Here is a 14,655-nt window from a genome sequence, read left to right as displayed (position 1 = left end):
TTAAATGATGAATAAAGAAGTAGTAATAGTAAGCGCCGCAAGGACTCCTATAGGGAGTTTTTTAGGGAGTTTATCAAGCATTCCTGCCACAAAATTAGGCTCAATTGCCATTAAAGGAGCTTTGGAAAAGATCAACCTTAAACCAGAAATGATAGAGGAAGTTCTTATGGGAAATGTTGTTCAGGCAGGGGTTGGCCAGGCTCCTGCGAGACAGGCTGCTCTTGGTGCAGGAATCCCGGATACGGTTCCATGTACTACCGTTAATAAAGTTTGCGCCAGCGGAATGAAAGCCGTGATGCAGGGAGCACAATCTATCATGCTTGGAGATACCTCGATTGTTGTTGCCGGAGGCATGGAAAATATGAGCCTTATTCCCCATTATTTGCACTTAAGAACTGGACAGAAATTTGGTCCTGCAAAAATGGAGGATGGGATGCAGAAAGACGGACTGGTAGATGCCTATGATCATAATGCTATGGGTGTTTGTGCCGATCTTTGTGCGACCGAACATAACTTCTCGAGGGAAGATCAGGATAAATTTGCCATTCAATCCTATGAAAGATCAGCAAAAGCATGGAAAGAAGGTAAGTTTAACAACGAAGTCGTTCCTGTAGAGGTACCCCAAAGAAAAGGAGATCCTGTGATAGTTAAGGAGGATGAAGAGTACAAGAATGTACGTATGGACAAGATTTCTTCATTAAGACCCGCGTTTTCAAAAGATGGTACTGTAACTGCGGCTAATGCTTCAACCATTAATGATGGTGCGGGAGCCGTAATCTTAATGAGCAGGGAAAAAGCAGACGAGCTGGGGATTAAACCACTGGCGACAATTAGAAGTTATGCCGATGCGGCTACTGAACCAAAATGGTTCACCACCGCACCTTCCAAGGCTCTTCCAAAGGCGATAGATAAAGCCGGAATTAAAATGGATGAAGTGGATTTCTTTGAATTCAACGAAGCCTTTTCGGTGGTTGGGCTAGCCAATATGAAAATTTTAGGATTAAACGATAAAAATACCAATGTGAACGGAGGTGCCGTTTCTTTGGGCCATCCTCTTGGATGCAGTGGAGTAAGGATACTTATTACTCTGCTAAACATCCTGGAACAGAATAATGCGAAAATAGGTGCCGCTGCCATCTGTAATGGAGGAGGCGGAGCATCGGCCATGGTAATAGAACGTAATGCTTAAAACTGAATAAGAGTTAATGCAATACGGTATTTGCCATTTAAGTATTGTACCTCTAAGAGCGTTGTCATCTCACACAAGTGAGATGACTTCCCAGCTCTTATATGGTGAACACTTCAAGGTTCTGGAAGAAAGAGCGCATTGGAGTCGCATTAGATGTGCTTTTGACGGATTCGAAGCATGGGTGGCTAATAAACAGTACAGGAAGATACAGGAAGAAGATTACAATTCTCTCGAAGATGTACCTCTTCAACTTTCATCAGATCTCATCGAATATGTTACCGATGATAACGGACTTTTAATGCCGGTCCCTCTTGGATCGGTTTTAAATTTTAAGGACAGGCTTACTCATAAGTTTGAAGGTGAGATTATAGCGCCTTTAAAGCCAATGAAGAATCATATAGTGGATACAGCACTACTCTACCTTAATTCTCCGAATTTATGGGGAGGGAAAACTCCTTTTGGCTTAGACTGCAGCGGTTTTACTCAAATGGTATATAAACTCAATGGGGAGCGATTAAATAGAAGCGCCGCTGAACAGGCGAAACAAGGAGAGGCTTTAAGTTTTATAGAGGAAAGTGAACCGGGAGATCTGGCATTTTTTGATGATAATGAAGGGATTATTGATCATGTGGGAATTATTATGCAGGATCATTATATAATTCATGTAGATGGCAAAGTAAGAATAGACCGCATAGACCATTCCGGAATATTTAATACCGAAGAACGGAAACATACTCATAAGCTAAGAGTAATAAAGAAGATCATTTAAAACCCATCAGAAAATACATAAAAAAACCCGCTGAATTTCAGCGGGTTTTTTTTGTTCAGTTATTATTAAGCTTATTGATTAAGCTTAGCTTTCATTTCATCAACTTTTTCCTGGTTACCAAGATTTGAGTAAATGTTCATTGCTGTTTTGATCGCATCAGTATTGTTCGGTTCAATTTCGATGGCTTTTTCAAGGATTGGAACCACTTCAGCATAAAGTTCCTTTCTTTCTTCGTCCAGTTCTTCGTAACGCTCGTTATCAGCTTTACTCATCCCCAATCCATTCATTTCATCAATAATCTTTCTTTCCTTACTAAGAATGGCAGCCACCTTATTAATTCTTGCGTTGTTCATTTCCTCATCAATGGCAAGAGCCCTGTCATAAAATTCTACAGCTTTTTTTGTATCACCTATTTCAGCATACATAAGACCTATATTATTTAGTGTTTCGGCATCATTAGGATCCTTCTCTGCAAGATCTTCAAGGATTGTTCGTGCTTTTTCCTTATCACCCATCTGATAGTACATATTGGCTTCAGCTTTAAGAAGGCTCATATCATCAGGATTGGTAGCTTTAGCTTTGTCCATCGCAGCTATCGCTTTATCATATTCTTTCTGGCTTATGTAGATCCTTGCGATAAGTTGCGCAACATCTCCTTTTTTGGAAGGAATTTCACGTACTGCAGGATCTTTATATTGTTCTGTTTTAACCATAAGATCTCTTTGATCTTTAGAACCAAATGATTCTACAGCACCGTTCTCTACGTTCACAGCGGTATATTCCGTTCCGGAACCATCATAATCCATCTCACTAAGCATCTCAAGGTATTCAACCGCTTTAGTGTAATTTTGAGCCTGAACAAGGTTATTGGCTGCATAATATAGATAAATAGTATCCTTTTTACTTAGCTCATAACTTGTATAAAGCTTATCTGCAGCAGATTCAAAATCCTCTTTGTTCTGATCATCGATTGCGCTTTGGATAAGATTATTCTTAAGGGCCATCAGGCTTTCGGCAGCCTCATCGCTTCCCATTTCAGCAGCTTTCTGAAACGCTTCTGCAGCTATCTTAAGGTCTGCGGCCGAAGCATTGCCACTTCCCATATACGCCTTACCTTTATAAAAATAAAAATTCTCGGTCCACTTATCATTTAATTCTCCTAGATTCTGCTCGGCTATTTTAAGTTGAGCTTTTGCCTCGGCATAATTGCCATCGTCAATAGCATCTTCAGCATTTTTTACCTGATCTTTCTGGGCAAAAACTGTCATCGAAAATAGCGACAGACCCAGCACAAAAATATTAGTTTTCATTATTGTTTTGGTTTAAGTTTTCTATTCTTCACTATCATCTGCAATAGTTGTGCCATTAGCCGGTTCCTCACCACCTACAGGCTTTTCGGCTTCCTCCATGCTTTCAACATCATCTTCATCATGAAGTACTTTGGCTACGGCAGCGATAGCATCATTGCCCTTTAAGTTTATAAGTCTAACTCCCTGAGTAGCACGTCCCATAACCCTAAGATCTTCCACGGCCATACGTATCGCTATACCAGACTTGTTTATGATCATTAGATCGTCCTTATCGGAAACGTTCTTAATCGCGACAAGTTGTCCGGTCTTTTCTGTAACCGATATGGTCTTAACTCCTTTTCCACCGCGGTTTGTGATACGGTAGTCCTCAAGACTAGAACGTTTTCCGTAGCCATTCTCAGAAACAACAAGTATGTCTGAGTCAAACTCATTAACAGAAACCATTCCTACCACTTCATCGTCATCACTGGCAAGAGTAATACCTCTTACTCCCGATGCATTCCTTCCCATTGGCCTGGTCTTACTTTCTTCAAACCTAATAGCTTTACCACTCTTCACAGCTAGCATTACCTGACTGTTACCTGTGGTAAGCTTAGCTTCAAGAAGCTCATCCCCATCCTTAATGGTAATTGCATTGATACCATTTGTACGTGGACGTGAATATTTCTCCAGTCTCGTCTTCTTAACCTGCCCCTTCTTAGTGGCCATAATCACGAAGTGGTTGTTGACATATTCCTCATCTTTAAGATCCTGTGTACAGATGAAAGCATTCACCTTGTCATCCGGCTCAATATTTATAAGGTTCTGAATAGCCCTTCCTTTTGAAGCCTTACTACCTTCAGGTATCTCATAAACTCTCATCCAGTAACATTTACCATTCTGGGTAAAGAACAGCATGTACTGGTGATTAGTTCCCACGAAAAGATATTCCAGAAAATCTTCATTCCTGGTTGTAGAACCTTTCTGTCCTACTCCTCCTCTGTTCTGTTTCTTGTATTCATTTAGAGAAGTTCTCTTGATATATCCCGCATGTGAAATTGTGATCACTACTCTTTCATCCGGGATCATATCTTCTATACTAAGGTCTCCCCCGGAATACTCAATTTGAGAACGCCTTTCATCACCATATTTTTCTTTAACTTCAAGAAGCTCATCTTTAATAACCTCCATTCTGCGTTCTTTACGCGCAAGGATGTCTTCAAGGTCTTCTATAGTCTTCAGAATTTCTTCATATTCAGCTCTTAGTTTATCCTGCTCCAGACCGGTTAACTGTCTTAACCTCATTTCGACGATTGCTTTCGCCTGAACTTCGGTTAATTCAAAACGATCCATAAGCTTTTGTCTGGCCTCATCTGCATTTGAAGAAGCACGAATAAGGGCTATTACTTCATCAATATTATCTGAAGCAATGATCAACCCTTCTAATATATGAGCCCGGTCTTTAGCTTTCTTAAGTTCGAACTCTGTTCTGCGAACCACCACATCATGCCTGTGTTCAACAAAATGGTAAATAAGATCCTTAAGATTCAACATCTCAGGTCTTCCGTTTACCAGCGCAATATTATTTACACTGAAAGAAGACTGAAGCGCCGTATGTTTGAATAAGGTATTTAGAACGATATTCGGGATCGCGTCTCTTTTTAGCTGGTATACGATACGCATACCGTTACGGTCAGACTCATCCCTTATCAGACTAATTCCATCTATTTTTTTCTCATTTACGAGATCGGCTGTTTTCTTGATCATATCAGCCTTATTAACCTGGTATGGGATTTCGGTCACAACAAGGAATTCTCTTCCGTTGATCTCCTCCATATGGGATTTGGCACGCATCACGATACGGCCTCTCCCCGTTTTAAAGGCTTCCTTTACACCATCATATCCATAAATGATACCACCGGTTGGAAAATCGGGTGCTTTAATATGCTCAATAAGCTCATCAATCTCTATATCGTGATTATCTATATAAGCTATAGTACCGTCTATAACCTCTGCCAGGTTATGAGGTGGCATATTGGTAGCCATTCCCACCGCGATACCACTGGCTCCATTCACTAAAAGATTTGGAATTCTGGTTGGCAGAACTACCGGCTCGTTCAATGAGTCATCGAAGTTAAGCTGAGTATCAACAGTTTCCTTATCAATATCAGCCAGCATATCCTCGCTGATCTTGCGCATACGCGCCTCGGTATAACGCATCGCTGCCGGACTGTCACCGTCAACAGACCCATAGTTACCCTGGCCATCCACAAGCATATATCTCATACTCCAATCCTGAGCCATCCTCACCATAGTGTCATAGACCGACGAATCTCCATGCGGGTGATACTTACCTAATACCTCTCCTACTATCCTGGCCGACTTTTTATAAGCTCTGTTAGACAGAACTCCGAGTTCATACATTCCATACAGAACCCTCCTGTGAACAGGTTTCAAACCATCCCGTACATCTGGTAACGCACGTGACACAATGACCGACATCGAATAATCGATATAGGCCGATTTCATTTCATCTTCAATGTTGATAGGAATTAGCTTTTCTCCTTCAGCCATATTTTAAAATTTAATTTATCTCAAAAAATCTAAGGGGCAATTTACATATTTTATCCCTCTTTTAGGCCTTTGAGCCGGCATTAAGCCTTATTTTTATTAACAAATTTTTATTGTGATTTGGTTAATAAGTTCACTATTTTACGCTTTGATAAATGAAAGTAATTTTGTCTATTAGCTACTAACTCCCTATTAGGTACAGTTTTTGACCAAATTCGTAGTGAAAACAACATTTGAGAAAGGAAGATAAAATGGATGATAATTTTTCACCAAGAGTAAAAGATGTAATTGCTTACAGCAAGGAAGAAGCATTAAGACTTGGTCACGATTTCATCGGGACTGAGCATCTTATGCTTGGTTTGCTGAGAGATGGAGATGGAAAAGCCATAGAGATATTAAATGCCCTGGAAATAGACCTTAGTCATTTGAGGCGTAAAGTAGAGATTCTTAGCCCGGCTAACCCCAATACCGTGACCATAAGTAACGAAAAAAGAAACCTGCATCTTACGAGGCAGGCAGAACGTGCTTTGAAAACTACATTTCTGGAAGCCAAATTATTCCAGAGCTCTTCTATTAATACAGCTCACCTGCTATTATGCATTTTGAGGAATGAGAACGATCCAACAACTAAACTGCTGAATAAATTGAAAATAGATTACGATGGAGTAAAAGATCAGTTCAAATACATGATCGCAAGTGACGAAGATGATTTCACTGATAGTCCCGCCGCAGAGTCTTTCTCAGACGATGATGACAGTGATGAGACTACAAGAGAAAATCCTTTTAGCAGTAGTGGAAGCACAGGGAAAACAGCTAAAAAATCTAAAACCCCGGTTCTGGATAATTTCGGAAGAGACCTTACTGCTCTGGCCGAGGCTGATAAACTTGATCCTGTGGTTGGCCGAGAGAAAGAAATTGAAAGGGTTTCACAAATTCTTAGCAGAAGAAAAAAGAACAATCCTCTTTTAATAGGAGAACCTGGTGTTGGGAAATCAGCGATCGCTGAAGGTCTGGCCTTAAGGATAGTAAAACGTAAAGTTTCAAGGATACTTTTTGACAAAAGAGTGGTAACCCTTGATCTTGCCAGTCTTGTGGCGGGAACCAAATACCGTGGACAGTTCGAGGAAAGAATGAAAGCGGTTATGAATGAGCTGGAAAAGAATGATGATATCATCCTTTTCATAGACGAGATTCACACGATTGTTGGCGCTGGTGGTGCCACAGGAAGTTTGGATGCCAGTAATATGTTCAAACCAGCTCTGGCGAGAGGAGAGATACAATGTATTGGAGCCACTACCCTGGATGAATACAGACAGTATATAGAAAAAGACGGAGCTCTTGAACGGAGATTCCAGAAAGTGATCGTTGAACCAACTACGGTAGAGGAAACAATTGAGATACTCAATAATATTAAGAATAAATACGAAGAGCATCACAATGTGGTTTACACCGATGAGGCTATCCAAGCCTGTGTAAAACTCACTAATAGGTATATGACCGACAGATTCCTGCCAGACAAGGCTATTGATGCTTTGGATGAGGCCGGCTCCAGAGTACATATTACCAATATTGATGTTCCCAAACAAATTCTCGACCTTGAAAGAAAGCTCGAGGAAGTTAGAGAAAACAAGAATTCTGTTGTTAAGAAACAGAAATATGAAGAGGCTGCTAAGCTCAGGGATGATGAGAAAAACCTGGAAAAAGAACTAAGTATTGCCCAGGAGAAATGGGAAGAAGAATCTAAAAAACATAAAGAAACTGTATCAGAAGAAAATGTTGCGGATGTGGTTTCAATGATGACAGGTATACCTGTTAACAGGATCGCTCAAACCGAAAGCAATAAATTGGTGGAATTACCTAAGAAGATAAAAGGTAAGGTAATTGGGCAGGATGAAGCTGTAGGTAAAGTAGTAAAAGCGATACAGCGCAACAGAGCCGGTCTTAAAGATCCCAATAAGCCTATTGGATCATTCATTTTCCTTGGACAGACCGGGGTTGGTAAAACCCAGCTTGCAAAAGTACTTGCCCGGGAATTATTTGACAATGACGATGCGCTCATTCGTATAGATATGAGCGAATACATGGAAAAATTTGCTGTCTCCCGATTAATAGGAGCACCTCCGGGCTACGTTGGATATGAAGAAGGTGGTCAGCTTACCGAAAAGGTTCGGAGAAAACCTTATGCGGTAGTTCTTCTGGACGAAGTTGAAAAAGCTCATCCCGATGTATTTAACATGTTGCTTCAGGTTCTTGATGATGGTTACCTTACTGACAGCCTTGGAAGAAAGATCGATTTCAGGAATACGATCATTATCATGACATCTAATATAGGGGCCAGAAAACTGAAGGATTTTGGTCAGGGTGTTGGTTTTGGAACATCAGCCAAGAAATCTCAGGCAGATGACAACACAAGAAGTGTGATCGAAAATGCACTTAAAAAGGCTTTCGCGCCTGAATTCCTTAACCGTATTGATGATGTAATGGTCTTCAATACTCTTGAAAGGGAAGATATTCATAAGATCATTGATATTGAACTCGCTAAACTGTTTGAAAGAATCCATGGCCTTGGATACGACCTTAGTCTTACTGATAAGGCGAAAGATTTTATCGCTGAGAAAGGTTTCGACAAACAATATGGGGCCCGTCCACTCAACAGAGCGATCCAGAAATATATAGAGGATGCACTAGCGGAAGAGATTATCACTTCCAAGTTGAAAGAAGGAGATAAAATCGTGATGGATCTGGACGAGGATAAAAATGAACTTACTATTGATATCAAGAAATCAGTCGAAGAAACTGAATCTTAGATACTTAATACAAGACCTTAAAAAACCGCTTTTCTTAAGCGGTTTTTTTTACATTTATTTTTAGAAATCTTGAAATTAACTTATTTTTAGGTCCTTCTAAGCCCTACAAAATGCCCACTGAAAAGATTGAACTTGAGTTTGGAATAGTAACTATTCACGACAATATCTTAATAGCCAAACTTAACGAAGGAGTTTTATTTGAAGTCCGGAATAATAAAAAACTGCTAGAACTTGGCAAAAAAATCTTCCAGGGTAAGAATTACGGATATATTTCCCATCGTGTCAACTCATATGCTGTGGATCCTATGGTTTATTTCGAATCGGCCAATACGAAAAACCTCAAGGCAATAGCTGTGGTTAGCGAAAATGAAATGACCCGGCAGAATGCTGATCAGGTTGAAAGGAAATTCTATAAAGGCAATAATTCCTTTGAAGTTTTTCAAACGCTGGAAGAAGCCGTAGAATGGATCAAAACCAAGATTTAGTCAGCAAAATCTTCAACCTCTAAATTCTCTATAAAATCTTTAGCCTTCTTAATGTAAGGAGCCATGGTTCTATCTTCGGTAAGCACTGGCACCTGCTCCCTGAAGCTTTCCAGTATTTCTGAAAGTTGCGGAGATGTTTTTGCCGGCTCTCTGAAATGTAGCGCCTGTGAAGCGTTAAAAAGCTCAATAGCCAGCACGGTATTTAAATTTTCTACCACTTTCAAAAGTTTTGTAGCGCTATTGGCTCCCATACTTACATGATCTTCCTGTCCATTAGAAGAAACTATAGAATCTATGGATGCCGGAGAGGACAGTTGTTTATTCTGACTTACTATACTCGCGGCTGTATATTGTGGAATCATAAAACCGCTGTTAAGCCCCGGGTTTTCTACAAGAAAATTTGGAAGACCTCTTAGTCCCGATACCAGTTGAAAGGTCCTTCTTTCTGAAATATTCGCAAGTTCTGAAAGAGCTATAGCCAGGTAATCCAGCCCCAAAGCCAACGGCTGCCCGTGAAAATTCCCTCCCGAAATGATCTTATCTGCCTCAATAAAAATATTAGGATTATCGGTTACCGAATTTATCTCGGTCTTCACCGTTTTTCTAACAAATGAAAGCGTGTCCTTGGAAGCGCCGTGAACCTGTGGAATACATCTAAAAGAATATGGATCCTGAACATTGTCTTTTTCTGTCTGGGCAATTTCACTACCTTCAAGGAAATTCCTAATTCTTTCAGCTGTTTTTATCTGTCCCCGGTGCGGTCTCACCAGGTGCACAAGTTCATCATATGGCGAAAGATTACAATCAAAAGCGTCAACAGAAATAGCCCCGATAAGGTCGGCCATGTAAGACAGCTTATAGGATTTCATCAATGCATACACAGCATGAGCACTCATGAACTGAGTCCCGTTAAGCAAGGCAAGACCTTCCTTACTTTGAAGTTTTACTGGCTCCCAGCCTTTTACCTTCAGTAATTCTTCCCCTGATATAACTTTATTTTCAAAATAAACATTTCCATCACCTATAAGGGGAAGAGCAAGATGAGCCAGGGGAGCAAGATCACCAGAAGCACCCAGGGAACCCTGTTCATATACCACCGGCAAAATCTCCTCATTATAAAAATCTATAAGCCTTTCTACTGTTTGTAAAGCCACTCCCGAATTTCCGTAGCTAAGGGACTGGATCTTCAGAAGAAGCATCAGTTTAACCACCGGCTTTGATACCTCGTCCCCTGTTCCGCAGGCATGAGATCTTACCAGATTCTCCTGAAGCTCGGTTAGCTTTTCTGAGGTTATCTTTACGTTACATAAAGCTCCAAATCCTGTATTGATCCCATACACAGGAGCATCACTTTGTTTTATCTTATCGTCAAGATATTTTCGTGACTTTTCAATATTCAGGCGGGATTCATCACTTAAAGCCAGTTTTTTTCCTGTTTTGATAATATCATGGATCACTTCGATATCTAAAACAGCAGAACTAATATAATGATGGGTTTGCATCTTACAGATTTGGATTTAACGAATGCAAAAATCTTACTTCAAACATAAGATTCCAAATATTAGACTACTTAAATAGCAATATTTTAAAAAAAAGACGGCTATTATTCCTAATCTTCAATTTAACTCTTTGAGCAACTCTTGAAAAGCTTTCCCCGTATTTCTGGCAATATCACCTGCAAGAACGCTTTCATAACCTGATTTCTCTGCCGAAATATCTCCGGAAAGTCCATGGATAAACACACCAAGTACTGCGGCTACCAAGGGATCGTAAGCTTGCCCAATTAACGAAGTAATAATACCCGAAAGTACATCCCCGCTGCCGGCAGTTGCCATTCCAGGATTACCTGAATTATTAATAAAAATCTCATCCCGGTTGATGGTAAAAGTATGAGCCCCCTTGAGCACCACAATAACTCCATGTTCTTTACTGAAGTCCTTTACCAGTTCCAGTTTATGAAAATCGTCCTTCCATTCTCCCACCAGTCTTTTCAATTCTCCCGGATGTGGCGTTAAAATAGAATTTTCAGGCAGCAACGACAAAAGCTCTATATTTTTTGAAAGGATATTAAGTCCATCCGCATCTATAAGCATGGGAGAAGTTGAAGCTTTCAGAAAACTTTTTAGGGCTTTAACCGATTTTTCGGCAGTTCCCACTCCCATTCCAAAACAAATCACATCAGCTTTAAAATCTTCGGGATAGGAACTCAACAGATTATTTTCAGTATCTGTTAGAACCATAGCCTCAGGAAGACCTGTTTGGACAATTTCATAACCACATTTCGGAATATATACGGTACAGAGCCCCGTACCTGTTTTCAAGGCCGCTGTAGCCGTAAGAAGAACGCTGCCTATCTTACCGTAACTTCCACCGGCAATAAGGGCGTGACCATAATCCCCTTTATGCGAATTCTTCCTCCGTTGTTTGTAAAGAGGCAGAACCATATCCTTATTGATAAGAAAAGTCTTTGAAGGAATATCTGCCAGAAATTCACGGTCCAGACCAATATCCATTATCTGCAAATCTCCAACATAATCCATGGTCTCTGGCAAAAAGAAAACGATTTTAGGAGCCTGGAAACTCAGGGTATAATCTGCTTCTATAACTGCGTCTTCTTCACCTGGAACTTTATCAGAAAAAAGTCCGCTAGGCATATCTACCGATAAGGTGAAGGCCTGAGATTGGTTGATCAATTTCACAAGATCTGCCATCCAGCCCTCTATAGGCCTATTAAGGCCTATTCCAAAAATAGCATCGATAACAAAATCTCCGGGTTCTAGAGTGGGAAAGTCGGGCTCACCTTTTATCAGACTAGGCCAGTCATTCGAAACTTTTTTTAATTTTTCATAATTAGCAAGGAAATCATCAGATCGTTTATCGCTATAATTCACAATAAATACGGTGACCTCATAACCGTGCTGGATTAGGTGCCGGGCCACTACCAGGCCATCTCCGCCATTATTGCCAATTCCACAAAAGACCTTTACAGGAATAGGAGCTCCCTGCAGTCGTTTATGTATCTCATCAAATACCAGGGTCGCTGCACGTTCCATCAGCTCTTCAGAGGTGATCTTCTGCTTTTCAATACTGATCTTATCGGCTTCCGAAAGTTGTTCTGCAGAAAGTATTTTCATAGGAATCATTTCTTTTAGTGGTCACTCTCAAATATAAGCTTAAACAGGGATTTTGCATAATGCACCATAAAAAGCATAAATAAATATTGTATTCTTTCCGAATTGAATAAATTTGGGCAAATTTTTAAAAAAATGAAAGAAATAGCCCTGTCTTCAAAACATAAAGAACTAAACGCTAAAATGGTTCCCTTCGCTGGTTTTAATATGCCAGTATCCTATGAAGGAGTTAACATTGAACATGAGACTGTTAGAAATAAGCTTGGTGTTTTTGATGTTTCTCATATGGGCGAATTTCTTATCACTGGGGAGCATGCACTGAAGCTCATACAAAAGATAAGTTCTAACGATGCGTCAAAACTTGTTGACGGGAAGGCTCAGTATTCATGTATGCCAAATCATGATAGCGGCATTGTAGATGACCTTATCATCTATAGAATAGACCCTGAAAAATATCTTCTGGTGGTCAATGCTTCCAATATCGAGAAAGACTGGAACTGGATCGCCCAGCACAACACCATGGACGCTACCATGCGTGATATGAGCGATGAGATGTCTCTGCTTGCGATACAAGGGCCCAAAGCCGCTCAAGCTATGCAATCCCTTACCGATATCGACCTTTCAAATATGAAATTCTACACTTTTGAGGTAGGAAATTTTGCCGGTGTAGATAAAGTGATCATTTCAGCGACCGGATACACCGGAAGTGGCGGGTTTGAAATATATTTCAAAAATGATGATGCAGAGCAGATCTGGGATGCGGTAATGGAAGCTGGAAAGGATTTTGGAATAAAGCCTATAGGTCTGGCCGCACGAGACACCTTGAGGCTCGAAATGGGTTATTGTCTTTACGGGAACGATATTGATGAAACTACTTCCCCTATTGAGGCAGGTTTAGGCTGGATCACAAAATTCACTAAAGATTTTATCAATAGCGAGGCTTTAAAGCAGGAGAAGGAAAATGGTCCAAAACGCAAGCTGGTTGCCTTTGAACTTGATGAAAGAGGAATTCCGCGACAGGGTTATGATATTGTTGACGAGAATGGTAAGAAAATTGGTGAAGTAACATCGGGCACCATGTCTCCCTCACTTGAAAAAGGAATAGGTTTGGGATATGTACCGGCAGAGATCGCAGGGATTGGAAATAAAATCTTTATTCAGATAAGAAAAAAAGCTGTTCCTGCGACTCAGGTAAAACTGCCCTTTTATAAAGGCTGATTTATTTGAAAAAAATACTCATCTTAGGAGCTAGCGGTTTTATAGGCAATGCCTTATACAAAGAGCTATGCTCCTATTTTGATACCCACGGCACCTACCGAACCGAGACAGAATTTTATAATACCAATCATCAGTTTCATCATTTTGATATGGAAACTGAAAATATCAGTATCCTTCTCGAAAACCTGAAACCTGATGTGATAATTTCTGCCCTGCATGGAAATTTTGACGCTCAGGTAGCTACTCATTTTTCAATAATCGATTACCTCCTGAGACATAATACCAAGCTATTATTTCTTAGCTCCGCCAATGTGTTTGATGCATTTACCAACTACCCATCTTACGAGTATGATAAAACTCTTAGTCAAAGCGTGTATGGTCGGTTCAAGATAAAGATCGAAAATGCCCTTTTAAGACTTCCTAATCACCAGTACAATATCTTAAGATTACCCATGGTGTTTGGAAAGTCATCTCCTCGAATAAGAGAAATAAAAACAATACTTGATCTGGGCGAGCCTCTTGAGGTTTTCCCAAATGTTGTGATTAACGCCACCGAAATCCTAAAAGTCACCCAACAAATTCATTATATCATCAACAGGAACCGACAGGGTGTTTTTCATCTGGGAAGTTCAGACCTTACTCATCAAAAGGATTTTATTGAAGAGATCTGTGAAGGGCTGGGTTACGATGCTCCCCTCTTCAAGAACGTATATGATTCCAACTACGACAGATTTCTGGCCGTGCTGCCAAAAGACAATAAACTCCCAAAAAACCTGGAGATCACTATTAGCCAGGTAATAGAGGCTTCCATTAGCAAATAGCTGTTAATCTTATATTAAAGCAAGTCTCCCTACCCTGTATTGCTTTCTTTTTTCTAACTTTAAGATGCTAAAAACTTAAACTGATGAAAAAATTAAGCGAAAACGAAATTCAGAATAAATTAGAGAATTTTAAGGGTTGGACCTATGCTAAAAATGCCATTCATACCTCTTTCCAATTTGAGAACTTCAAAGAGGCTTTTACCGTAATGACGCGTATAGCTTTTGAGGCCGAGGCTCAGCAACATCACCCCAACTGGGGTAATGTTTATAATCAGCTGGAGATCTCACTTTCCACTCATGACGCAGACGGCGTTACGGAAAAGGATTTCAAACTGGCCCGGGCGATTGAAGAAATCGTAGATCCTTCTAATTAAT

The 14,655-nt window shown here is 40.3% G+C and carries 11 protein-coding genes; 7 read left to right on the top strand and 4 right to left on the bottom strand.

The features are described 5' to 3' along the window. Positions 1-7 precede the first annotated feature (7 nt). Both EZJ28_RS04280 and EZJ28_RS04275 read left to right on the top strand, forming a co-directional pair. Positions 8-1,189 carry an acetyl-CoA C-acyltransferase gene (locus EZJ28_RS04280; RefSeq protein WP_131395821.1) on the top strand — a complete coding sequence of 394 codons (1,182 nt, stop codon included), beginning with the start codon at positions 8-10 and terminating at the stop codon, positions 1,187-1,189. 16 nt (positions 1,190-1,205) lie between these two features. Further along, positions 1,206-1,958 carry a C40 family peptidase gene (locus EZJ28_RS04275; protein WP_131395291.1) on the top strand — a complete coding sequence of 251 codons (753 nt, stop codon included), beginning with the start codon at positions 1,206-1,208 and terminating at the stop codon, positions 1,956-1,958. 71 nt (positions 1,959-2,029) lie between these two features. Here the strand turns inward: EZJ28_RS04275 and EZJ28_RS04270 are convergent, their stop codons facing one another. Together EZJ28_RS04270 and gyrA are read right to left on the bottom strand one after the other, a co-directional pair. Continuing rightward, entirely contained in the window at positions 2,030-3,268 is a 1,239-nt protein-coding gene (locus tag EZJ28_RS04270; protein ID WP_131395289.1) for a lipopolysaccharide assembly protein LapB, read from the bottom strand. 21 nt (positions 3,269-3,289) lie between these two features. Then, positions 3,290-5,821, bottom strand: a complete 2,532-nt coding sequence (gyrA, locus tag EZJ28_RS04265) for a DNA gyrase subunit A (RefSeq protein ID WP_131395287.1) — start codon at positions 5,819-5,821, stop codon at positions 3,290-3,292. 248 nt (positions 5,822-6,069) lie between these two features. Between gyrA and EZJ28_RS04260 the strand changes: the two genes are divergently transcribed. After that, positions 6,070-8,625, top strand: a complete 2,556-nt coding sequence (locus EZJ28_RS04260) for an ATP-dependent Clp protease ATP-binding subunit (protein WP_131395819.1) — start codon at positions 6,070-6,072, stop codon at positions 8,623-8,625. Positions 8,626-8,735: 110 nt separating this feature from the next. Beyond that, positions 8,736-9,110 carry a hypothetical protein gene (locus EZJ28_RS04255; protein ID WP_131395285.1) on the top strand — a complete coding sequence of 125 codons (375 nt, stop codon included), beginning with the start codon at positions 8,736-8,738 and terminating at the stop codon, positions 9,108-9,110. On the opposite strand, the gene hutH is transcribed toward EZJ28_RS04255, so the two are convergent. Beyond that, complete coding sequence (gene hutH, locus EZJ28_RS04250; protein WP_131395283.1) at positions 9,107-10,612, bottom strand: histidine ammonia-lyase; 1,506 nt, start codon at positions 10,610-10,612, stop codon at positions 9,107-9,109. The two genes, EZJ28_RS04255 and hutH, sit on opposite strands and share 4 nt — an antisense overlap. A gap of 114 nt (positions 10,613-10,726) precedes the next feature. Beyond that, positions 10,727-12,244: an NAD(P)H-hydrate dehydratase gene (locus EZJ28_RS04245; RefSeq protein ID WP_131395281.1), complete on the bottom strand. Its 1,518-nt coding sequence runs from the start codon at positions 12,242-12,244 to the stop codon at positions 10,727-10,729. Positions 12,245-12,376: 132 nt separating this feature from the next. Here EZJ28_RS04245 and gcvT point away from each other — a divergent pair, with 132 nt between their 5' ends. The 3 genes from gcvT (at position 12,377) to EZJ28_RS04230 (ending at position 14,654) form a co-directional block, all read left to right on the top strand. Further along, complete coding sequence (gcvT, locus tag EZJ28_RS04240) at positions 12,377-13,459, top strand: glycine cleavage system aminomethyltransferase GcvT (RefSeq protein ID WP_131395279.1); 1,083 nt, start codon at positions 12,377-12,379, stop codon at positions 13,457-13,459. Between the two features lie 5 nt (positions 13,460-13,464). Next, the gene (locus tag EZJ28_RS04235; protein WP_131395277.1) at positions 13,465-14,280 is read left to right on the top strand and encodes a sugar nucleotide-binding protein; all 816 of its coding nucleotides are present in this window, start codon (positions 13,465-13,467) and stop codon (positions 14,278-14,280) included. Between the two features lie 83 nt (positions 14,281-14,363). After that, entirely contained in the window at positions 14,364-14,654 is a 291-nt protein-coding gene (locus EZJ28_RS04230; protein WP_131395275.1) for a 4a-hydroxytetrahydrobiopterin dehydratase, read from the top strand. Position 14,655 lies beyond the last annotated feature (1 nt).

The sequence above is a fragment of the Gramella sp. KN1008 genome (genome assembly GCF_004332155.1).
Lineage (GTDB): Bacteria > Bacteroidota > Bacteroidia > Flavobacteriales > Flavobacteriaceae > Christiangramia.
The sequence above is the reverse complement of the archived record's forward strand: the minus strand, read 5'-3'. Positions and strand labels throughout refer to the sequence as shown.

What these genes read in the sequence shown, in the direction of transcription:
- EZJ28_RS04230 (WP_131395275.1), top strand. Translation starts at nt 14,364, where the DNA reads ATGAAAAAATTAAGCGAAAACGAAATTCAGAATAAATTAGAGAATTTT.
- EZJ28_RS04255 (WP_131395285.1), top strand. Translation starts at nt 8,736, where the DNA reads ATGCCCACTGAAAAGATTGAACTTGAGTTTGGAATAGTAACTATTCAC.
- gyrA (WP_131395287.1), bottom strand. Translation starts at nt 5,821, where the DNA reads ATGGCTGAAGGAGAAAAGCTAATTCCTATCAACATTGAAGATGAAATG.
- EZJ28_RS04245 (WP_131395281.1), bottom strand. Translation starts at nt 12,244, where the DNA reads ATGAAAATACTTTCTGCAGAACAACTTTCGGAAGCCGATAAGATCAGT.
- hutH (WP_131395283.1), bottom strand. Translation starts at nt 10,612, where the DNA reads ATGCAAACCCATCATTATATTAGTTCTGCTGTTTTAGATATCGAAGTG.
- EZJ28_RS04260 (WP_131395819.1), top strand. Translation starts at nt 6,070, where the DNA reads ATGGATGATAATTTTTCACCAAGAGTAAAAGATGTAATTGCTTACAGC.
- EZJ28_RS04280 (WP_131395821.1), top strand. Translation starts at nt 8, where the DNA reads ATGAATAAAGAAGTAGTAATAGTAAGCGCCGCAAGGACTCCTATAGGG.
- EZJ28_RS04270 (WP_131395289.1), bottom strand. Translation starts at nt 3,268, where the DNA reads ATGAAAACTAATATTTTTGTGCTGGGTCTGTCGCTATTTTCGATGACA.
- gcvT (WP_131395279.1), top strand. Translation starts at nt 12,377, where the DNA reads ATGAAAGAAATAGCCCTGTCTTCAAAACATAAAGAACTAAACGCTAAA.
- EZJ28_RS04275 (WP_131395291.1), top strand. Translation starts at nt 1,206, where the DNA reads ATGCAATACGGTATTTGCCATTTAAGTATTGTACCTCTAAGAGCGTTG.